Source organism: Dolichospermum circinale AWQC131C, assembly GCF_000426905.1.
Classification (GTDB): Bacteria; Cyanobacteriota; Cyanobacteriia; order Cyanobacteriales; family Nostocaceae; genus Dolichospermum; species Dolichospermum circinale.
On record NZ_KE384618.1, the window covers coordinates 29,141 to 50,046 of the forward strand.

At 37.6% G+C, this 20,906-nt stretch carries 18 protein-coding genes and 2 pseudogenes; 8 read left to right on the top strand and 12 right to left on the bottom strand.

The window, feature by feature from the left end; genetic code table 11:
• Positions 1 to 50: 50 nt before the first annotated feature.
• Positions 51 to 1,283, bottom strand: a complete 1,233-nt coding sequence (gene ctpA, locus ACIR131C_RS0113340) for a carboxyl-terminal processing protease CtpA (RefSeq protein WP_028090602.1) — start codon at positions 1,281 to 1,283, stop codon at positions 51 to 53.
• A gap of 396 nt (positions 1,284 to 1,679) precedes the next feature.
• Here ctpA and petB point away from each other — a divergent pair, with 396 nt between their 5' ends.
• The 4 genes from petB (at position 1,680) to ACIR131C_RS0113365 (ending at position 4,549) form a co-directional block, all read left to right on the top strand.
• A complete protein-coding gene (gene petB / locus ACIR131C_RS0113345) occupies positions 1,680 to 2,327 on the top strand; it encodes a cytochrome b6 (RefSeq protein WP_028090603.1) in 648 nt (215 codons plus the stop codon).
• Between the two features lie 172 nt (positions 2,328 to 2,499).
• On the top strand, positions 2,500 to 2,982 hold the full coding sequence (gene petD / locus ACIR131C_RS0113350) for a cytochrome b6-f complex subunit IV (protein WP_028083690.1): 483 nt from the start codon (positions 2,500 to 2,502) through the stop codon (positions 2,980 to 2,982).
• Positions 2,983 to 3,427: 445 nt separating this feature from the next.
• The gene (locus ACIR131C_RS0113355; protein ID WP_028090604.1) at positions 3,428 to 3,871 is read left to right on the top strand and encodes an ATP-binding protein; all 444 of its coding nucleotides are present in this window, start codon (positions 3,428 to 3,430) and stop codon (positions 3,869 to 3,871) included.
• 306 nt (positions 3,872 to 4,177) lie between these two features.
• Complete coding sequence (locus ACIR131C_RS0113365) at positions 4,178 to 4,549, top strand: hypothetical protein (protein WP_028083692.1); 372 nt, start codon at positions 4,178 to 4,180, stop codon at positions 4,547 to 4,549.
• 151 nt (positions 4,550 to 4,700) lie between these two features.
• On the opposite strand, the gene rimI is transcribed toward ACIR131C_RS0113365, so the two are convergent.
• Positions 4,701 to 5,222, bottom strand: a complete 522-nt coding sequence (gene rimI, locus ACIR131C_RS0113370) for a ribosomal protein S18-alanine N-acetyltransferase (RefSeq protein WP_028090605.1) — start codon at positions 5,220 to 5,222, stop codon at positions 4,701 to 4,703.
• 147 nt (positions 5,223 to 5,369) lie between these two features.
• On the opposite strand from rimI, the gene lysA reads away from it, so the two are divergent.
• Genes lysA through ACIR131C_RS0113385 form a run of 3 tightly spaced genes read left to right on the top strand, consistent with a single transcriptional unit; the run spans position 5,370 to position 8,552 of the window.
• A complete protein-coding gene (lysA, locus tag ACIR131C_RS0113375) occupies positions 5,370 to 6,782 on the top strand; it encodes a diaminopimelate decarboxylase (protein ID WP_028090606.1) in 1,413 nt (470 codons plus the stop codon).
• Positions 6,783 to 6,816: 34 nt separating this feature from the next.
• Entirely contained in the window at positions 6,817 to 7,806 is a 990-nt protein-coding gene (gene cdaA / locus ACIR131C_RS0113380; protein WP_028090607.1) for a diadenylate cyclase CdaA, read from the top strand.
• Positions 7,803 to 8,552, top strand: coding sequence for an isoprenyl transferase (locus tag ACIR131C_RS0113385; RefSeq protein ID WP_028090608.1), 750 nt, complete (start codon positions 7,803 to 7,805; stop codon positions 8,550 to 8,552). The genes cdaA and ACIR131C_RS0113385 overlap by 4 nt, the downstream gene beginning before the upstream one ends.
• A 209-nt stretch (positions 8,553 to 8,761) precedes the next feature.
• Here the strand turns inward: ACIR131C_RS0113385 and ACIR131C_RS0113390 are convergent, their stop codons facing one another.
• The 10 genes and pseudogenes from ACIR131C_RS0113390 to ACIR131C_RS0113435 all read right to left on the bottom strand — a co-directional run bounded on the left by ACIR131C_RS0113390 (position 8,762) and on the right by ACIR131C_RS0113435 (position 20,199).
• Positions 8,762 to 9,028 carry a DUF3143 domain-containing protein gene (locus ACIR131C_RS0113390; RefSeq protein ID WP_035372048.1) on the bottom strand — a complete coding sequence of 89 codons (267 nt, stop codon included), beginning with the start codon at positions 9,026 to 9,028 and terminating at the stop codon, positions 8,762 to 8,764.
• A 57-nt stretch (positions 9,029 to 9,085) separates the two neighbouring features.
• Positions 9,086 to 9,557: pseudogene (locus ACIR131C_RS0113395) on the bottom strand (J domain-containing protein).
• A gap of 79 nt (positions 9,558 to 9,636) precedes the next feature.
• Positions 9,637 to 10,392, bottom strand: a complete 756-nt coding sequence (locus ACIR131C_RS0113400; protein WP_028090611.1) for an OmpA family protein — start codon at positions 10,390 to 10,392, stop codon at positions 9,637 to 9,639.
• 76 nt (positions 10,393 to 10,468) lie between these two features.
• The gene (locus tag ACIR131C_RS0113405) at positions 10,469 to 12,322 is read right to left on the bottom strand and encodes a hypothetical protein (protein WP_028090612.1); all 1,854 of its coding nucleotides are present in this window, start codon (positions 12,320 to 12,322) and stop codon (positions 10,469 to 10,471) included.
• 77 nt (positions 12,323 to 12,399) lie between these two features.
• Positions 12,400 to 15,639: a tubulin-like doman-containing protein gene (locus ACIR131C_RS0113410; protein ID WP_028090613.1), complete on the bottom strand. Its 3,240-nt coding sequence runs from the start codon at positions 15,637 to 15,639 to the stop codon at positions 12,400 to 12,402.
• Between the two features lie 17 nt (positions 15,640 to 15,656).
• A complete protein-coding gene (locus tag ACIR131C_RS0113415; RefSeq protein WP_028090614.1) occupies positions 15,657 to 16,805 on the bottom strand; it encodes a VWA domain-containing protein in 1,149 nt (382 codons plus the stop codon).
• A 228-nt stretch (positions 16,806 to 17,033) separates the two neighbouring features.
• Complete coding sequence (hemB, locus tag ACIR131C_RS0113420; RefSeq protein ID WP_028090615.1) at positions 17,034 to 18,011, bottom strand: porphobilinogen synthase; 978 nt, start codon at positions 18,009 to 18,011, stop codon at positions 17,034 to 17,036.
• Positions 18,012 to 18,309: 298 nt separating this feature from the next.
• Positions 18,310 to 18,669, bottom strand: a complete 360-nt coding sequence (locus ACIR131C_RS0113425) for a DUF4870 domain-containing protein (protein WP_028090616.1) — start codon at positions 18,667 to 18,669, stop codon at positions 18,310 to 18,312.
• A gap of 145 nt (positions 18,670 to 18,814) precedes the next feature.
• Positions 18,815 to 19,456, bottom strand: a complete 642-nt coding sequence (gene ruvA / locus ACIR131C_RS0113430) for a Holliday junction branch migration protein RuvA (protein ID WP_028090617.1) — start codon at positions 19,454 to 19,456, stop codon at positions 18,815 to 18,817.
• Positions 19,453 to 20,199 (bottom strand): sucrose-phosphate phosphatase, encoded by a 747-nt coding sequence (locus ACIR131C_RS0113435; RefSeq protein ID WP_028090618.1) that lies wholly within the window; start codon positions 20,197 to 20,199, stop codon positions 19,453 to 19,455. Before ACIR131C_RS0113435 ends, ruvA begins: the two co-directional genes overlap by 4 nt.
• Positions 20,200 to 20,320: 121 nt before the next feature.
• Here ACIR131C_RS0113435 and ACIR131C_RS22710 point away from each other — a divergent pair.
• Positions 20,321 to 20,848, top strand: a pseudogene (locus ACIR131C_RS22710) (hypothetical protein); the annotation flags it as partial.
• Between the last annotated feature and the right edge of the window lie 58 nt (positions 20,849 to 20,906).

Sequence of the window (20,906 nt, forward strand, 5' to 3'; positions counted from 1 at the left end):
ACCTCATAACACCGGGAAGTGCTGTATTAAAAAAAGATCACTTTTCTTGATCAATTACTTAAAAGAGCCATAGCTGCTTGATATTGAGAGTCTTTATCAGTACCAATTTGTTCGCGGTTGATAGGTTGTTGGGGAATAATTTGATCAGGTTTAATTCCTAATTTGTTAATATCTCGATGGTTAGGAGTTTCATATTTAGCAATTGTCACTGCTAAACCAGAACCGTCGGATAATTCAAACAAAGATTGAATTAAACCTTTACCAAAAGTCCTTTCCCCGACCAATTGAGCGCGATGATTATCTTGTAATGCACCGGCTAAAATTTCGCTGGCGCTGGCTGTTCCCTGATTGACTAAAATAACTAAGGGATCTTGTGTCATGGCCGGACCCCAGGCTTCATAACTTCCTTGAATGCCTTGACGATTAGCAGTATATACTATTGTACCAGAATCCAACCATAAACGAGCGACTTCGATTCCAGCTTGTAAGAGTCCACCAGGATTATTTCTTAAATCAAGAATATAGGCAGACGCGCCTTTTTCTTCTAAAATCGAAATAGCCTGTGTTAACTCTTTCACCGCATTAGCACTAAATTGAGTTAAACGAATATAAGCAATTTTATTTCCTGTCGGGGATAATTTTAAATCATATAAAACAGGGTTAAGAGTAATGCGATCGCGTACTAATACAACTTCTTGATCTTTTTCTCCTTCCCTACCAATCAAAAGCGTAACTACACTGCCCAATGGTCCACGCATTTGCGCTGCTGCTTCATCAAGAGAGAGATTCTCTGTAGATAGACCCTCAATTTTTAAAATGCGATCGCGCGGTCTTAAACCTGCTTTATCGGCGGGAGAATTTTCAATAGGTGTAATTACTTCCAAAATACCAGTTTGGGGATTGAGAGCGATTTGTAATCCCACACCTGTAAGCTCTCCAGAAGTGCTAACCTTTAAACTGCGATACTTTTCTGGTTCAAGAAAACGGGTAAAAGGATCATCCAGCCCTTTGAGCATATCCCGAATTGTGGCATAAGCGGCTTCATGATTGACAAAACGATTTTTAAGTGCTTTTTGTCGGACATCAAGCCAGTTTTGATCATTAAAAGTGCCATCTAAATAAGAACGGTTAACAATTCGCCATACTTCATAAACTAACTTCTGTTCTGGAGTCAAAGCCGAGGCTGGGGGAATATAGCCAGTAAACACCAAAGCCAAAAGCAGTAATAGTAAACATCCTAGCCGCCAAACCCGTTTGTGAATAAACCCTAATTTCAGTTCCATGTCAGACTCAAATTCCCTAAAACTTTGTGTAATGCTCACTTGTTGATGAAATCTATCTCTCGACTATGTTACTTTTTTTATAGAAGCAGTGCATTATTCTCATAAAGTTGCTAGTCCAACTGAATGAGATGTCCATTCTTCCTGATCTAACGATAAAATCTTTTTTGGGGTCAACATTGTCATTGTCAGTCCATTAAAGACGAGAGACAGGAAGAAACACTCACTAAACTAGGGTAACTTACACCCTTAACGCTCGTAGACAAGTAGAAGCCAATTCTCTTGAGTAAAACGAGAAGCGAACCCTCTAACTTAGGTTAGTTGAATAGTCGTTCCCGACTAAGCTTCGCATCACAAAACTTATCAACCGCAATCTATTTTTTAGGAACTTAGGATTGTATGGCCAACGTTTATGACTGGTTTGAGGAACGCTTGGATCTCCAAGAGATTGCTGATGATATTACCACCAAATACGTTCCTCCCCACGTTAACATTTTTTACTGTTTAGGTGGAATTACCCTAGTTTGTTTCCTGATCCAGTTTGCGACTGGATTTGCGATGACATTCTACTATAAACCTACAGTTACCGAAGCTTTTTCTTCTGTAGAGTACATCATGAATGAAGTCAACTTCGGTTGGTTAATTCGCTCCATTCACCGCTGGTCAGCCAGTATGATGGTACTGATGATGATTCTCCACGTTTTCCGCGTTTATTTGACCGGTGGCTTCAAAAAGCCCCGGGAATTGACCTGGGTAAGTGGTGTCATTCTTGCAGTTATTACCGTTTCCTTCGGTGTAACAGGCTACTCTTTACCTTGGGATCAAGTTGGTTACTGGGCTGTAAAAATTGTTAGTGGTGTACCAGAAGCAATTCCCGTAGTCGGCGTTTTTATCTCCGATTTATTACGTGGTGGTTCTAGTGTTGGTCAAGCTACACTCACCCGCTACTATAGCGCTCACACCTTCATTCTTCCTTGGCTAATTGCTGTCTTCATGTTGTTCCACTTCTTGATGATTCGCAAACAAGGTATTTCAGGACCATTGTAATCACTTTGTCATCAAAGTTATTAGCCAACAGCTATAACTTGTGTTTCCAGATCATCGAAGTTTGCTTTAAACTAAAAGAAAACAACTGGATATCGGAAATCACAAGCTAGTTGTAAGCTAATAGCTTTCGCTAATGCTTTAACCTCAATTCAGCCGGAGAGCGCATTTAAAAATGTCAACGCAAAAAAAACCGGATCTGAGCGATCCTAAGTTGAGAGCCAAACTTGCCCAAGGCATGGGTCATAATTATTATGGTGAACCCGCTTGGCCTAACGATTTGCTGTATATATTTCCTGTCGTCATTATGGGTTCTTTTGCCTGTATTGTCTCTTTAGCTGTTTTAGATCCAGCTATGACAGGTGAACCAGCTAATCCTTTTGCTACTCCTTTGGAAATTTTACCAGAGTGGTATTTGTATCCTGTATTCCAAATTTTACGCTCATTACCTAGTAAACTATTAGGTGTATTAGCAATGGCTTCTGTACCCTTGGGACTAATTCTTGTTCCTTTCCTGGAAAACGTGAACAAGTTCCAAAACCCCTTCCGTCGTCCTGTAGCAACAACTGTATTTCTGTTTGGTACTCTTGTGACTCTGTGGCTAGGTATTGGCGCCGCGCTCCCATTGGATAAATCCTTAACTTTAGGATTGTTCTAAGGTAGTTACAGTCAAACATAAACCTGATCACGTCTGTGGTTTTCAAGGGTGTATAAAAGACAATATCTGAAAAACAAATAACACTAGGTCTTTGATGACCTATTGTTATTGATATTTCAAAATATATGCTCTTGAAGACCAACAGACGTTAACTAATAACTCAAGTTGCTAGTTATCTACTTGAAACTGGTAATGGGTAATTGATAATTGGTGGTCAAATCCCTGTTTTCATCCTGTTTATCCTGTTTATCCTTAGATATTGGATATCCTGATTCTGACACTGTGCTTAACTAGCAACTTACGTTAATATAGAATTGCGTCCGCCGAATTTTGAGGTTGATAATCAGGAGGAAGTGAAAATCAAAACATCCCCAATCTCAAATCACCCGCCAAAATTCCCCAGTCTAAAGTATTATCCACTTATTTTTTATTCAAATTAGGGTCAATGCTTGGCATATTGCAGCAAGACCATAGGACTGTAAGGAGTGATCTTAAACTCCTAAACGAAGTGCAACAATGGTTTGAAGAATTTTGTCACAAATATTTACCGAAATATGGCTGGGCAGACAGTCAAATTTATCGTCTTAATCTAGCTTTAGCAGAAGGTTTTACCAACGCTGTTCGTCATGCTCATCATTCTTTACCACCGGAAACAGCTATAGAAATTCAAGTCAGTCTATGGATTAATAGACTGGAAATGAGAATTTGGGATTATGGAAAACCATTTAATCCTGATGTTATCACTGAACCAGTACCGGGGACTCTACAAGTCGGTGGGTATGGATGGTTTTTACTCCGCCGTTTGGCTGATAAAGTCGTCTATGAGCGTGATCAAGATACAAGAAATTGTTTGTTAATTGTCAAATATTGTTTAGATGAATCACACTAAGTAGGTTGGCGTTAAAAATTGTCGTTATGACAAGGGAAGAGGTGACAGGTGACAGGTGACAGGGAAGAGGGAAGAGGTTACAGGGGACAGGTTACAGGGAACAGGGAACAGGGAAGAGGTTACAGGGGACAGGGAACAGGGAACAGGTTACAGGGGACAGGTTACAGGGGACAGGTTACAGGAATTAAAAAGTTAAAATAAAAGGGTACAATAACTATTTAGTTTATTAAAAAGTCCTATTTTTGCCGTTTTCCATCAGCAAAAAATAAACTCGCTATCCTAGAGTCAGCAGTACAAATTTGAGACATGAGCTTTAAAAACTTGCAATTCAACTTTGAAAAAATCCGCCCCTGGCTGACCCTGTTAGCAATTACCTGGTTATTAGCATCATTGGGCTTGGGCTGGTTAGTTAATTCTTTAGTAATTATTTTTGGCTTATTGTTATTTTTACCCGTAGCAGCATTTTTTGGGTTTCGTTGGTGGTTACAAAAGAATCTGGTTAGTGGACAATGTCCCGTATGTGGATATGAATTAACAGGTTTAAATAATAGTCAAACACAGTGTACTAACTGTGGAGAGCGATTATTAGTCAAAAACAGTCAATTTCAACGTTTTACACCGGAGGGGACAATTGATGTGACAGCGGTTGAAGTCCAAGCCCAATCATGGGAAGATTAGTCAGTTGTTAGTGGTCAGTTGTTAGTGGTCAGTTGTCAATGGTCAGTTGTCAGTTGTTAGTTGTCAATGGTCAGTTGTCAGTTGTCAGTTGTCAATGGTCAGTTGTCAATGGTCAGTTGTCAATGGTCAGTTGTCAGTGTTAAGTTGGAATCTAGAAGGGTGAATTTATGAAACTTGCCCATTGATCTAGATTTTTGAGAAAATGTGGCTGCTGTAGTTCAGAAAGCCAAAGAATTAAAGCATCTTCATTGTTGTCTTTGTAATAACCCCGTCGTCGTCCCGCCGTTTTGAAACCAAACTTTTGATACAGGGAAATGGCAACGTAGTTAGAATCACGGACTTCCAGGGTGGCTCTCTCTAAACCGATATCAGTAGCAGTTCGCAGTAGAGAATATAATATAGCTTTTCCTAGCCCTTGACCATGATACAGGGGATGAACAGCCAAAATTGTAATGTGTGCTTCCTCTAAAATTGACCAAAAACAGCCCATTCCCAGAAGTTCGCAGTCATTAAAAGGTGAAAATAAACCCAGAAAATGACTGTTAGGACTTTCTAATTCGCGTAGATAGCCTTCCATGGTCCACAAACCGTGGAAACAGGCTTTATCTAGTTCTAGTAACGCAGTTAAATTGTCTCTCGTCAAAGGTTGAATTTTTAAGTCTGATGAAATCACGATTTTTGAGGATTAAGGAAGTTTAATAACTAATTACCAACGATCAATGATCAATTACCTATTACCCATTAGCAATGAGAGGGTAAACTAGGAATGAGGACTTATTGTCATTCTGTAGAATTTTCACAAATACAATTTTAATTAATTATGGCATTGACTTACCCCGTCGAACTTCAACTTTCTGGCCGTCAATATTTACAGCCAATAAATGACAATACTGCTGATATTTCCCCTAACCAACAACTTTTACCCCTGACAGCGAGAGTTAATCATGATGATCACCTGGAAATCGGTGGCTGTGACGTAACAACCCTAGTGGAGCAATATGGTTCACCTTTATATATTTTAGATGAGGAAACCCTGCGGACGGCTTGCAGACAATATCGAAATACCTTTAAAGAATACTATCAAGGAGAATCTCAGGTACTTTATGCTTCTAAGGCCTGGAATTGTTTAGCCGTTTGTGCCATTGTGGCCTCAGAAGGGTTAGGAATTGATGTAGTATCCGGTGGGGAACTTTATACTGCGCTGAATGCTGGTATGAATCCCAGCAAAATCTACTTACATGGCAATAATAAGTCTGATGATGAGTTAGTTTTAGCAATTGAGTCTGGTTGTACTATTGTTGCAGATAACTGGCATGAATTATATAGGTTGGTGAAGATAGGAGGGGAACAAGCAGAAAATTCTGCTGCTGCGCCGATTCGGATTATGCTACGCTTGACTCCGGGGATAGAATGCCATACTCACGAATATATTCGTACTGGACACTTAGATAGTAAATTTGGCTTTGATCCCAATGATTTACAGGAAGTGTTTGCTTTTGTGAGTAAACAAGCTAGTCTAAACTGTGTTGGTTTACACGCTCATATTGGTTCACAAATCTTTGAACGTCAACCACATAGAGATTTAGCGGCTGTGATGGTGCAGTGGTTAAGAGATGCGGCTAAACACGGATTGACAATTACAGAATTAAATGTTGGTGGTGGTTTAGGGATTAAATATATAGAATCTGATGATCCACCAAGCATTGAAGAATGGTCAAAAGCGATTTGTGAGGTCGTGCAAACGGCTTGTATATCAGAAAATCTGCCTTTACCAAAATTACTCTGTGAACCTGGGCGATCGCTCATTGCCACGGCTTGTGTTACTGCTTATACTGTTGGCTCTAGTAAGATTGTTCCCGAAATTCGCACTTATGTGGCGATTGATGGCGGAATGTCAGATAATCCGCGTCCTATTACCTACCAATCAGTTTATCGGGCGGTAGTTGCCAATAAAATGTCTGTTCCCTGCACGGAAACAGTGACCTTAGCGGGTAAACATTGCGAATCAGGGGATATTCTGATTAAAAATGCCCAACTGCCAAAAACTCAAGCCAATGATATTCTGGTCGTTATGGGAACAGGTGCATACAATTACAGTATGGCATCTAATTACAATCGTCTTCCCCGACCGGCAGCGGTGGTGGTAGCCAATGGCGAAGCAAATTTAATTTTGCAGCGCGAAACTTATCAAGACTTGATTCGACAAGATTGCCTACCAGAAAGACTTAAATAGTCCGTTGACAAATGACTATAAGAATCCAGATGTCATGAGAGATTGGTGGAAGCAATGGCTGATAAACCTGGGAGATTGGTCACAGTCCTTGCTCCTTGGGACTCTGGATATGATGTTAGTGCTGGCACTAACATACATAATCCTAGTAATTATTAGTGAACGGCGTACGTTATGGATGGTACGAGGGTTTATAATTTTAATGCTCTGTTCGGCGCTGAGTAGTAAATTAGGATTGCCTCTGCTAAATTTTGTCCTAGAAAAATTGGTGATTGGCTGTGCTGTGGCTATGGCTGTGGCACTACAATCAGAATTTCGCCGTTTTTTAGAACAATTGGGGCGCGGTGAATTTTGGCAGTGTTTTGTGAATAACGCTAGTGCAATTCCTAAGTCGGATAGTGTAATTGACGAAATTGTGGATGCGGTTAAAGAATTGTCGAAAAATCGCATTGGCGCTTTACTAATTTTAGAAACTACAAGACCTATTGAAGAACAAGATTTTTCCGTGCCGGGGGTAAAGCTAAATGCTGAGGTTTCTAAAGAACTGATCCAAACTATTTTCCAACCCAAAACCTTGTTACACGATGGAGCGACGTTAATTCGTGGTTCACGTATTATATCATCAGGAATAATTTTACCACTTTCAGGACGCACAGCCTCCCGCCAGTTGGGAACACGCCACCGGGCAGCAATGGGAATTACCGAAAGAGTAGAAAATTGTATTTGTGTCGTTGTATCTGAAGAAACCGGTTCTATTTCCTTAGCCGAAAGAGGAACTTTATATAGACCACTAACTATTAAAAAGCTCAAAGAGTCTTTAGAGGCTCGATTTTCCCCAACTGTAGATCGGGAAGCTCATGCACCTGGTATTTTAAGTTTAGTTCGTCGGCTTGGTGGTCAGTCACTACAATTAATTTCTCGATTAGTTAGATTACCTCGTCTGATCTATGAGGGGCTACACCAACGACACGCTACGCGTAGTTCACTTCCCGGCAGGGATACGACCGCTTCTGAAGATAAAAAATGATAACACAACCAACTGAATTGCAATATTTACCCCCTGATTTAAAACAAGAATTACTACCCCGGCACGTTGCGGTGATTATGGATGGTAATGGACGATGGGCAAAACGCCAAGGTTTACCCCGAATTGTGGGTCATAAAGCTGGTGTCAATGCTCTTAAGGATTTGCTGCACTGTTGTAAGGATTGGGGGATTAAAGCACTAACGGCCTATGCTTTTTCGACGGAGAACTGGAAAAGACCACAGGAAGAGGTGGAATTTTTAATGACTTTATTCCAGCGGGTTTTGCGTCAGGAATTGCGGGAAATGGTAGAGGAAAATGTGCAAATTCAGTTTGTGGGTGATTTATCGGCCTTACCAAAGGCACTTCAGAGGGAAATTTCCCGTTCTATGGCAGAAACTAAGGATAATCGCAGTATTCGGTTGACAATAGCTACTAATTATGGCGGTAGGCAAGAAATTTTACAAGCTTGTCAAGCGATCGCTCAAAAGGTTAAAGAGGGTTTATTAAAGCCTGAAGAAATTTCTGAAGAATTATTTGAAAGTCACTTGTATACATCAGGAATAGGAGATCCAGATTTATTAATTCGTACCAGTGGGGAAATGCGCCTGTCAAATTTCTTACTTTGGCAAATGGCTTATGCAGAAATTTATATTAGTGATGCTCTCTGGCCAGATTTTAACCGCAGTGAGTTCCATCGGGCTTTATCTGCTTATCAACAGCGGGAGCGACGGTTTGGGAAAGTCTGACAATTTTAGATTGTAAATTGGTGATTTTAGATTGACAATCAATCCTAAAATCCCGAAATCTCAAAATCCTAAAATCCTAAAATCTTAAAATCCTAAAATCTTAAAATCTTAAAATCCTAAAATCTTAAAATCTTAAAATCCTAAAATCCTAAAATCCCGAAATCTAAAATCCAAAATCCAAAATCCAAAATCCAAAATCTAAAATTAGATTATGGTCCAGAAAAAACCGCTGCTTCCACATCTTCCCGACTCAGGGAATACTTAAAGGAACGTTGAATATCTTGATTATTTCCTCCTGATTGGAGATACCGGACTGTAATTTCTTCAGTGTCTAACCAAATTTCTGCTTCCCAACTAGATCGTTGTATATGCCAACAATGTAGCTGAGTTTCGTCTTGATGACAACCTTGGTTTTTTAACCACTGTTCGATTTGTGGTAAAGGATGACTATATAAGGGTGTATGGGAGGGAAGCATAAGCAATTTAAAATTATGGAAAAATTATTGTTTAGTCGAAAAGTGGGAGGTGGTTATTCAGAGGATTACTTCCCCACGAAGAACAGCAATAGCGATCGCTAATAGCATACAACCAACAATGGTCAATCCCAAAATAAATAATACAAATATTTCCCCGGAAGACAGGGGACGATCTGTGGCATCTAAATAACCTGATTTTGACCAGTCATGGCCACGAGACACTGGACGGTTTAAATCAGTTGGGGTTTGAATGACACCAAAACGGGAATAGCCAATTTTTAAATCATAGTTTAAGCGCCGTTCAGGATTACTGAGGGTAGCATAGGCTTCATTAATTTGCTGAAATTTAGCAGTAGCAAGATTAGCAGGTAATTCCGTCGTATCAGGGTGATAAATTTTGCTTAATTCTCTATAAGCGCGACGGATATCAATTACTGATGCTGAGGGATGTAGCCCTAGCAGGGAGTAATAGGTAGTATTGCTAAAAAAGTGGGACTTCCCCATTTTGGTTTACGGTTTTTTGAATCACTTTGCTCAAATTCAGTTCTTTATATTCTAAATCTTTTTTGACATCCTCTCAGATATATAACAAAACTAGATCATCTAAATTATCTAACCTCTTGTACTTCTCCCAAGCGGGTAAAACGGATTTCAATTCGTCGTCGGGTAACATCATCTTGACGCGCTATTGCTGCAAATTGTCCATTTGGTAATATTAATTGTGCCGCAGAATAGGCGCGAAAGGATAATCCAGATAGTCTATTTTCTTTTGTTTGGATATCACGCAGCGCCTTGACAACCGATAAAGCCCGCATTAATCCTAAATCAGCATTAGAACCTGCTCGTAAGTTTCCTACCTGTATATTACCACTAACTACATTTTCTAAATTGACATCCAAATTACTAGTTACTTGACCATTAGCTTGTCCGTCTGTGTGTCCGATTATTTCTACTACATTAATCCCATATTGTTTAGTTCTAGCCTCTATTTCTGGTACTATTTTTTGCAGGATATAATTCGACATTTCTTGAGAGATTTCAGCACTACCAGAAGCAAATCTATAAGCACCTTCATCTTTTATAACTATGATTGGTGGTGCGTCTGTTGCTTTTTTTTCAGGCTCTAGTTGTATTTGTAAATATTTTACTTGCTGCTGTAATTGTTTTACTTTTAAAGCCAACTGTTTTGAATTTTGAGCATTTTTATCTATATTATTAATTTCTGATTTATTGATTTGTGATATGATGATGGTTAAAAACAAAAATAAAACCAATATCATAAACGCATTAGACATTAAATCAGTAAATGCTGGCCAAACGTTTAGGTCTTCATTATATTGTGTGTAGCGTGAACGACGAGCCATAATTGCAATGTTTTATTTTTGTAAATTTGTTAGTCAACTTCAACAGTAGCGTGTGTTAGCGTCAGCGTAACGCACCTCATGTATCGTTATTTGTGTCATCAAATTTTTGTGGATATTCCCCAAGATTCTTGATTAATAGCTCCAAACCTTTAATATTAGCCTCAAAACCCTTCTTGTTGATATTAGTTTGTCTGTCAATTCCTTCAATAATGGTATTACTGACATTTTGATATTCAGCAATTAGTTGAGAATTATTATTCTCTAATAATTTCATCAGTTTTTGATTATTAGCATCTGTTTGGTTAGATGCTATACTAATAGTAGTATTTACATTATTTGTATATGTTTTCACATTTTCTAACAACTGCTCAATAGTTGTGATTAATTTATCAAAACTATTAACTTTATCGCGCACTCTTTGATCTAAATCATCCAGTTTATTAACTGCTTTTTCATAACTATTAGCTCCTTGTTGAAGTTGGGGAATAATTTCAGTGAGAAGATTTTGGTTATTTTTATGTAATTCTAATACCTGAATTGAAGTTTGGTTCATAGCTTTTATCTCTTCAGATAAACTAATTAAGCTTTGACTAGAATTTTCAGTTTCCGTTGCAACTTTGCTAATTAATTCCGTTGTATATGTTTTCACATTTTCTAATAACTGAGTCATAGCTGTGATTAATTGATCAAAATTATTGAACTTATCTCCCACTCTTTGATCTAAATCATCCAGTTTATTAATTGCTTTTTCGTAACTATTAGCTCCTTGTTGAAGTTGGGGAATAATTTCACTAAGAAGATTTTGGTTATTTTGATGTAAATCTAACACTTTAACCAAAGCTTTATTTGTATCTTTGATTTCTTCTGCTAACTTAATTAAACTTTGACTACAATTCTGAACCTCCGTTAAAACTGTTTTAATTACTTCCGTTGTTGCTGCTAAACTTGTAGCTGACTCAGAAAATTTTTGTTGTGTATTACTCAAATCTACAACAGCTAATGATAATTTGAGAGGAAACTCACTTTTATTAAAAGTTTCAGCGGACTGTTTAAATATTTGAGATGTTGTATTTAATGCTGACATTGAACTTTTAAACTCATTAGCAGCACTAGATATAGTTCCAGCAGAAACTGTAAATTTTTCATAAACCTGTCTAGCTAAATCTGTAGTTTCTTTATTCCCGTCAGCAATTTGTTTTGCGACTTTTCCCATAGATTGTTCCACAGCTTCGCGGACTATTTTACCAAAATTTGTTAAAAATTCATCCTGCTGCGATACCATTCTATTAACTATTTTATCAAGACGGGTATCACCCTGCACTTTAGGAAAATATACATTATCTAGATAATCTTCTAAGGAACTAATTAAGCGATATTTAGCAAGTCCACTATTAAAGATGAAATTGACTATTGTTACCAAAGCACTGAAAAATAGTCCTGTTAAACTGGTAGTAAATGCAATACTCATTCCTTCCAATGGTTTCTTTAACTCAGTAACTAAATTACTGACATCACTAGCATTAGCTTGATTAATCGTTTGACTCAGAGTAGATAGATTAATAGTGATACCTAAAAAAGTACCAAGTAACCCAAAAGCTAACAGTAAATTTGGCAAAATACGACATAAATAATCTATTTGTTCACAGGTAAAGGTAAATCCCTTGATTGTTTCCTGACTATAAATTTGATCTATTAATGCTGCTGTATTTACCTGTTCTAATTGTTTACTAGCTTGTTCAAATCTAGCTTCTAATGTTTGGATAATTTTCGGTTGTACTCCCCTGATTCCTGTTTTGATTAATCTTTGAACTTTGCTCGTCAAATCTATTAAATAGCGGTAAAGATATATGCGAATAACAATAGTAATCACAGATGGAATAACAACCAGAAAGAGAGTGATGAGAATTAAGTAAAGTGGTATTGCTGGCATAAAAGTGACCTGTGGTAGTGAAATAAGTAGTGCAAAAAAATGTGAGAATTGGGTAGATATGAACTACCCATAAAAAACTATAGTGGATATTGGAGAAAAATTCTTTGTTTTTCTCGTTCGTATTCTTCTGAAGTCATAAAACCTTCATCTAAATCTTGTTTAAGCTGCTCTAATTCCTGTCGTCGTCTTGAACGATTATCAGAAGAATTAGCAACTATTTCCCCCACAATAGCTTTTTGAGTTCCTGTATTGTTTCTTGGTAAAATTGAATTTGTGTTTCCGAATTTCGCCTCCATTTTCTTCAAAAAACGATTGATAACGCCCTCCTTTGTATTATCGTTATTATCCCTTGTGTCTGTATATACTCTTGTCTTATAGAGAGAATTAGGATTATCTTCAGAAATTTTGGTCAGCTTATCAGGAAATTGACGCAACTTGGGTAAATGAATATTTACCCACAATGTTGGATTATTTTCCATTTCTAAAATTGTATTATCCAAAATTTGCTTTAATGCTTCAGTCATATTGGGGTGACTAGCTAGATATTCCAAAGATTCTATCCAAATTCCACTCAAGGAAACAGTATCATAACTATTCTGAAAATGGTCATAATATTGAAACTCTAATTCTTGAGTATCATGATTTTCTACTAACAGTTCTAATGCTAAACAAGGATAGAAAATATTTTCCACTTCTTCCATTTTTCCAGCATTAGGTGGCATAATATCAGGAAAGGATATACGATAATCATTATGCAAAAAAGATTTACCAGAATTTTTTTCTTTTAAATATGGGTTTCTCATTTTTCCCAAACCAATAATTAATCTCAAAGGAAACCCACCGTATTCATTCACAAATAAAATTTCATCATCTGCTTGCATTTCTTGTAAGTCACTTTGTTGTACAGATAAATCCTGTGTCAATAAACTTTCAAACTGTGCCACTTCTAATTCTTCTGTATCCTTGTAACCTATTAATTTACTACTTTTACCCTTATCAGGTACAAAATACCTATCCTCCAAATCTAAACGTAAAAGTGGTTGAGATTCCTGGATAATTTGCTTTAAACGAATTGAACGTGCAGATAAAGAATATTTCTGCATGAAGCGTTTAATCACAGAAGTAACAATATTTCTACCGCGAAAAGCAAATAAAGTATTAACTTTCAGATCAATTTTTTCTTTTAGCTGAGAATAAGTAGTGCGTTCCATATTCAGGAAAAATCCTAAAGATGCTCCTCTATCGGTTTCTTTAGTAATTTCTGAACTTGCTAATATTAATTGGGGACGACTATCATTTTCTGGGATCATTGTTTGATAGCAGAGTTCTATATCTTCAGTATCAAAAATCGCTTCTCCACTCATTTCATCGAAATTTAATTGTTTTAATTCTCTTTCCTCTTTTTCATAAGCACTTTCTAAGTCCTCTACTAAACTACTAAAAGCTGCAATTTGCTTTTCTTTTTCTTGAACTTGCTTTTGTAATTGATTGACCATTTTCAAAGTTTCTTGCAATACAGTTAATTCAAAATTATGCTTGATAATTTTGTAAACTTCTTGCATTACTTTTTTGCACTCCTCCTGAAATGGAATGTTTTTGAAATCAACAAAGGGAATACCTATTTTATTTTCCATATCTTCAATTGTTTGTTCTGCATTATCCCATTTTCTTTCTACATCTTCTAAGCGCTTCATGCCTCCAAAATCAGTAATTGATTCTTGTAAATCTCGTTGATATTTATGTAATTCGTGTCGCAGAGAATCTAACCAATTGTGTGTATTTTTAATAGAGAAATTAGAATCTACTGGTGCGAGTAATTGCATCACATAATCATCAATATTCCCATTAAGTTCTTTGGTAATCTTAGGAGTAGCTTGTATTAATTTCGTCAACCAATAACCGCGAATACTTTCTGTTTCTCCTGGTTGCACTGTGCGAAATTGCTTATAAAATTCTGTTGCTAATTGCTGACGGATATTAGTGCGGTCATCCTTGTTTTTACATTCAGCAATTAACCGGGATAATTTATTTTGCCAAGTTTTAAGACTATTACTAAAGGTCTTATTGGATTCTTCTACAGACTCTGCTAATTTATTAGTTAAACCATCTCGTTTTCCTAAGTCATTATGCCAATTATGTTGAATCAAAAATTGCTCAAGTAAGTTAATAGGATCTGGACTTTGACCTTTACCATTTAACCAAAACCTGACTAACTCTAAACCTACCTTTGTTAAAGCAATTTCGATAATAGTATCACGAGGAAAATAAATTGCTGACAGTCCAAATGTTAGGTAGTTTTGGCTATTACGACGTGGATGATCATCATACTTGGTTATATGTTCTTGTAAATTATCTCTATTTCTTTTCACAGAGGCGGCTAATTCACCAGAAAATTCCAAAGCAATCTTATGGGCAATTACATTACATAGTTTACCTTGTGTAAGTATTGAATATTCTGCTGTTGCTTCATTACTTATTAAATAAGTGTAGTTAAATGGTGGACGCTTTTCTATTACAGAAACTACATTTTGAGTATCATAAAGTGCTTCAAATTTTGTCCCAGGAGAACTATAATAATTCAGTTCTTGTAATGCAGCATAAGTATTAGCAATCATGCTAGTTGTATTACCATATAATTCTGGACTAATTACTAAATAACCTAAAATTTGAGCGCCGTCTTCACCATAAAGATTTTTTAGGGTATAGCCAACATCTAAAAACATTCCGCTTCCTGTACCACCGCAAAGAGAACCAACAACAAAAATATTTAGTCCCGGTTCTATGATTAAACCTGATTGTAGTAATAAAGATTCATGTCCTTTCGTGCGTTTTTCTGCGGATTCAATGGCTGCTTGAATTTTTCGGTAGTTGTGGAAAAAAGCCAATCTTCCCACAGGTCTAATCCCTTTTGCACCTTCTTCTACTGCTGGGATATTTTGTAATAATTGCGGAGGAAACCATCTCCGAATATGCTCATAAGGTCCATAATTACTATATTCTGAACTCCGTTCTAATTCTTCTACAAACCTGGTGACATCTCTTGATGACATGGTAGCACTGACTTTTTCAGCTTCTTTAAAACTTAAATCCACACCATGATAGGTACTCCCTGTTCTAATCCCTGTGACCTGGGTGGCTGCTTTATCTGTGTCAATGTGAACAAAACTGACAATTGGTAACTTATTTAGGTCTCCATAACGGTCAACAATTAACCGTCTAATTCGCATTAATACATCTCTCCCAGTTCCCCCTAAACCGATACAAATTGTGCGATTAATGCCTCTAGATTGGGTTTCTTTTGCAGATGCTTGAGTCATAGTTTTTCCCCTGAATACTATTTTTCAATTTTAACATTTATTTGATAATCACGCCGGCGTGAATCTGGACAATTTAGCGTAAATCTAGAATTGGTTATGAGAGTCTTTGATATCACTTTTTTGTTGTTTAGTTGAATGTTTCCCTCTGGTGTTGGGACTAAATAAAGTTTTTCTCCTTGACGTTGTAAATAGCCTCTAATTTCTCCCCCTGGACAGTCAATGGAATCCTTACAGCTAGGATCATCTTCACCTATGGCGATTTTTTTCTTATTTGGTAGTATACATAATTTTTCTTCATCTTCTGTATTATCTTCAAAGGTGATTCGCAATTTCCATTTTTTTTGTAATCTAGCAAATTTGCATAGACTCCAAACACCAGCAGCTATTAATAATAATAAAATTAAACTGGGAAACCATAGCTGTTTGAGTAAATACGAATTAACTAAACAGGTTTCTTGACCTCCGGGGGCTGGTGTACAAAATTCTTGAATTGTCGGGTTAATGTCTACTACAGATAGTTGATAATCTTTACTGGATTGTGTTACAATGGTGAGCGATCGCTGTTTTAAAGGTAAAGTCTCAATCCATTTTTGTCTTTCTTGGCTTTCTGGTGATGTTGCTATTCTCAAGGGACTATCAGCATGGGTTTCTGTCCAAATCTGAGAATTAATTCCCGGTTGAGTAAACAAAGGTGCGTCAGTAATCCAAACAACGGACTGGGGTTTAATTAATTGATTTTTAGAAACTCGATTTTGATTAATTTGTGCGATACCTTGATAAATAGTTAATTCTGCTTTTTGAATATCTGTACCATAGCGGTTAGGGTCGTAACTAAAAGGTATTTTGGCTAATACTTTATCAATATTTTCTGCATTTTTCTGCCCAAAATATATAGGTGTTCCCAAAGGATTTTCTACAGATATAACATCATCAAAAACCAAATTTTGAGCGAAGGGAACAACATAAACATAATCACCAGTTTTCAGACTGTCTGTAACTATTTGACGTAAACGAATCCGGCCTTGATCATTAAAACCAACACTTTCCGTAACATCAATAGCTAAAACAACATCACGCTTACCCCCGGTCAACAGGGATACCAACTGTAAGCCATTTTTCTGTATATCAGTCAGTGGTTGTCCGGGGCTAATTTTTGTCAAAGTCACAAACTCTATAGCCTATTTTAATAGTGTATGTGTCAATATTATTGCACAAATAGTCAATAATTTTAGTCAACTATCTTAAAGGATGTTTTCAGAACTTTCGGTACTTATACAAAAATCCCACCCGTCTTAATTTCCATAAGCTCAACAAAAACCACAAAAAAAATCTCACGCCCAAACACAAAAACGCTATCCGCGCCTCTGCGCCTCTGCGTGAGATAATATCTTAACTTACAACCACCGAGCCGCATCCTTGGCGTGATAAGTTAAAATTAAATCAGCACCAGCCCGTTTAAACCCGGTCAAAGTTTCCATAACAACACGCTGCTCATCAATCCAACCATTTAAAGCCGCTGCTTTCACCATTGCATACTCACCAGATACATTGTAAGCCGCTACAGGTAAATTACTAGCTTCCTTAACGCGCCAGATAATATCCATATATGCCAATGCTGGTTTAACCATCAGCATATCCGCACCTTCAGCGATATCCAATTCAATCTCTTTCAGGGCTTCCCTAGCGTTACCGGGGTCCATTTGGTAAGTGCGTCTATCTCCAAATTGTGGTGTTGAGTCTGCCGCATCTCTAAATGGTCCATAATAAGCTGAAGCATATTTAGCAGCATAAGACATAATAGGGATATTTTCAAAGCCCGCTGCATCCAAACCCGCGCGAATTGCTTGCACAAAACCATCCATCATTCCCGAAGGTGCGATAATATCTGCACCAGCTTGAGCTTGGGAAACTGCGGTTTTCTTTAATAATTCCAAAGTTGGATCATTTAATACTCTACCTGTTAAATCCCCAACTTGTAAATAACCACAATGGCCATGACTTGTATACTCACACAAACAAGTATCAGCCATGACAATTAAATCAGGAACAGCATTTTTAACTGCGGTTGCTGCTTTTTGGACAATACCACAATCGTGCCACGCGCCGGTAGCATCTATATCTTTATCTTCAGGAATTCCAAATAGGATAATTGCGGGAATGCCTAAATCATAAACTTCTTTAGCTTCCTCAACAATTTTATCTACGGAAAGTTGATAAACACCGGGCATAGATTTGACTTCTTTGGCTATACTTTCCCCTGGTACAGCAAACAATGGATAAATCAAATCGCTAGTAGTTAAAACGGTTTCACGTACCATACGACGTAATTGGGTATGGCTACGCAGACGACGGGGACGGTGGATAGGAAACATAAATTTTGTGCAGAGAAAACAATACGATGGACACAGAATAAAGCGTCACAGAAGCAGGTTTTTAGCTGGCTTTATTCAGACAAACTACAAGCAGTGCTTTAACTGTCTTTTGCCCTGCTGTTGATGAAGCTGTGGGGCAATTTTATATTTTACAACTTGATGGACATTTGCTAATAACCTATTTGCAAAAAACAATCTTAAAAAAATCCAATATTCTCAATGATTTTATATCATTTCTTGGTCTGTTGCGGTTAATTGCCTATTCCCGGAGGTGACAGCAGCAGGGAAATACTATCTTTTAAAAAACCCGGAAAATAAACGGATAACGGTAGGGTTGTTCAGGATTACGGAAAACAGCAATTAGCGCCCAAATGGTTAATCCCCAGTGTAATATATACCCTAAACCGGCTAGTGGTAAGAGGATGATTAGGGTTAAAACCAACCAACCGGTTAAAAAAAACAAAGCTGCGAGAATTGCTCCATAGAACCAAACGTTAAAATGGAAGTTGATAGATTCCTTCGCGTTCTCTTTGACGACAGGATCATCTGATACAAATAATATAGCTATGGGTAAACCAACGGAGACAATTGTAGTGCTAAAAAAAATTGCTCCGTGACACAAGGCTGATAATAGTTTACGTTTATCGCTGTCGTACATTCTTTCCTCCTATAAATATATTGCAGAGGGCGTAATTAGGTTAGGTTAAATATGATTGCATTATGATTGAGGTACATATAAGCTGGTAGGATGCAGACACAATCAGAGTTTTACTATGAACATTTGTACCTCCTAATCCTGTAATCTACTGTAAAATCATATCATTGCTGCTCAAATAAGCGATCGCTTGTCTAATCCAATCCTCTACATAGGCGTTTTTGGGTAAACCAACATCTTCACTAACAACGTGCAAAGCATTACTAACTTCATGAGCAGTATACCCCAAAGCAAAGAGAGTCATTTGCACTTCTTCTAAAATTCCTGGTGCAGGTCCGCCCGTAGCGACGAAGAAGCCCGCTGATTTGCGCCATTCGATTAATTTACTCTTGAGTTCTAAACAGATGCGTTCAGCGGTCTTTTTGCCTATACCAGGAGCTTGAATTAAGATTTGGATATTAGCAGCGATAATAGCTTGAACTAACTCTGGTAATTCCATTGTATCCAAAAGTGCGATGGCCAAGGCCGCACCAATACCACTGACACTGAGTAAATGACGAAATAAATCCCGTTCCGAGGGAGAAGAAAAACCGTAGAGCATAGGTACTTCTTCCCGGATCTGGTAATGGGTAAAAATTTGTACCACATCTCCAGTAGATGTTAACTGGTTGGCCAGACGTTGAGGAATTTGCAAATCGTAACCCATGCCATTTACCTCTAAGGTCAAGATAACACGATTAGGGGTAATGGCTTGGACACCAGCGACGATACCTTTAAGATAGCTAATCATTCTAGGAAACCAAAATATTTTAAACCTTCCATAATCCCAGCAGCACAACGATTTTGTGCCAGGTAACGATAGTCAGCGGGATGCTGATGATACCATTGCAGTAACTCCTCACGAGCATTACCAACAATGATTCCCCGTTCCCTACCAACAGCGAACAAAGCAATATCATTACCTGAATCACCACAAACAACAGTCTGCTCGGCTGCAAATTTCCACTTCTGACGGAGGAACTGCATTGCTTGACCTTTATCGCTGGTATGGGGTAAAATGTCAAGGTCTATTTCACTACTATAAATTAATTTTATATTTAGTTGGGATTTTTGCAATTCTGTCTCAAGTTGTGGTAAAATGCCCGATAATTCGGCTTTTAGGAAAAAACTGACTTTAAAAGGACGTTGTTCTGTATCCGGCTGTAACACTAATTCCGGGAATTGCTCAGTAATGGATAAAATCTTTTCCCGATGCCAACCTTGAGAGAGAATATCTGCCCATTCTGTGTCAGGATGGTTGCTACCATGCAAATATATTTCCGTACCAACACACAGAACTAGAGCATCTGGGGAAAAGAGATTTTTTTCCTGTTGGAGTTCTCGATAAAGCACAGGCGATCGCCCTGTAGAGTAGACTATCTTTGTACCATATTGTTGACGATGCTGTTGCAAGCGATCGCTCAATACCAACAATGCCTGATCATCGCCTACTAAGGTATGATCTAAATCGCTTACGAATAAAAACTTATTCATGGCCAACTCCTTTTGTGAGGTTAATTCACAAAAAGTGTATGTTGTTTTGGCACTTACTGTACAATTCCTAATTCAAAAACAAGCCCTGGAAATTAGAAATTACGGCTATACTAGGAAATTCATGACACGACAAGTCCACGACCAACTGGCCAAAGAATATCTAGAAGAACTATTGAAACCTCTAGGTAAGGTAGAAACCAGTAAAGATGTAAAAAGCGAAGTTCAAGAAATAGATGTTTGGTTTGTTCCGACTACAACATCTACAAATTCCGAATTAGGATTATTAGGAAAAATGGCAGTTACAAGCTGTTTATTTGAACCTTACCGCAATGCACCTAATGAAGTAGAAATTAGAACTTGTTTGTTAAAATTGTATAGTGTACAAGGTGATTTATTGCGAGAAGCGAAACGAGAAAAACGTTCTATTTCTGAACAAGAATTACCCCTTCTATGGATTTTAACACCAACTTGTTCTGAAAGAATCCTCGCAGGTTTTGGAGCGCAAACAAAGGAGAAATGGGAAACAGGAGTTTATTTTTTACCCAAATATCAGAAAACCGCCATTGTTGCTATTAACCAATTACCCATAACAGAGGATACACTATGGTTAAGGGTCATGGGAAGAGGTAAAACTCAAACGGAAGCTATAGTCATTTAACTTAAGAATGAGACATTAAGATACACAATAATCACGGATGATTTCATCT

Excerpts from the sequence above, each read along its gene's own strand:
- ACIR131C_RS0113405 (WP_028090612.1), bottom strand. The coding sequence starts at position 12,322 with ATGCCAGCAATACCACTTTACTTAATTCTCATCACTCTCTTTCTGGTT.
- ACIR131C_RS0113400 (WP_028090611.1), bottom strand. The coding sequence starts at position 10,392 with ATGGCTCGTCGTTCACGCTACACACAATATAATGAAGACCTAAACGTT.
- ACIR131C_RS0113425 (WP_028090616.1), bottom strand. The coding sequence starts at position 18,669 with ATGTACGACAGCGATAAACGTAAACTATTATCAGCCTTGTGTCACGGA.
- lysA (WP_028090606.1), top strand. The coding sequence starts at position 5,370 with ATGGCATTGACTTACCCCGTCGAACTTCAACTTTCTGGCCGTCAATAT.
- ACIR131C_RS0113410 (WP_028090613.1), bottom strand. The coding sequence starts at position 15,639 with ATGACTCAAGCATCTGCAAAAGAAACCCAATCTAGAGGCATTAATCGC.
- cdaA (WP_028090607.1), top strand. The coding sequence starts at position 6,817 with ATGAGAGATTGGTGGAAGCAATGGCTGATAAACCTGGGAGATTGGTCA.
- ACIR131C_RS0113365 (WP_028083692.1), top strand. The coding sequence starts at position 4,178 with ATGAGCTTTAAAAACTTGCAATTCAACTTTGAAAAAATCCGCCCCTGG.
- ruvA (WP_028090617.1), bottom strand. The coding sequence starts at position 19,456 with ATGATTAGCTATCTTAAAGGTATCGTCGCTGGTGTCCAAGCCATTACC.
- ctpA (WP_028090602.1), bottom strand. The coding sequence starts at position 1,283 with ATGGAACTGAAATTAGGGTTTATTCACAAACGGGTTTGGCGGCTAGGA.
- petB (WP_028090603.1), top strand. The coding sequence starts at position 1,680 with ATGGCCAACGTTTATGACTGGTTTGAGGAACGCTTGGATCTCCAAGAG.
- ACIR131C_RS0113355 (WP_028090604.1), top strand. The coding sequence starts at position 3,428 with ATGCTTGGCATATTGCAGCAAGACCATAGGACTGTAAGGAGTGATCTT.
- ACIR131C_RS0113390 (WP_035372048.1), bottom strand. The coding sequence starts at position 9,028 with ATGCTTCCCTCCCATACACCCTTATATAGTCATCCTTTACCACAAATC.
- hemB (WP_028090615.1), bottom strand. The coding sequence starts at position 18,011 with ATGTTTCCTATCCACCGTCCCCGTCGTCTGCGTAGCCATACCCAATTA.
- petD (WP_028083690.1), top strand. The coding sequence starts at position 2,500 with ATGTCAACGCAAAAAAAACCGGATCTGAGCGATCCTAAGTTGAGAGCC.
- ACIR131C_RS0113435 (WP_028090618.1), bottom strand. The coding sequence starts at position 20,199 with ATGAATAAGTTTTTATTCGTAAGCGATTTAGATCATACCTTAGTAGGC.
- ACIR131C_RS0113385 (WP_028090608.1), top strand. The coding sequence starts at position 7,803 with ATGATAACACAACCAACTGAATTGCAATATTTACCCCCTGATTTAAAA.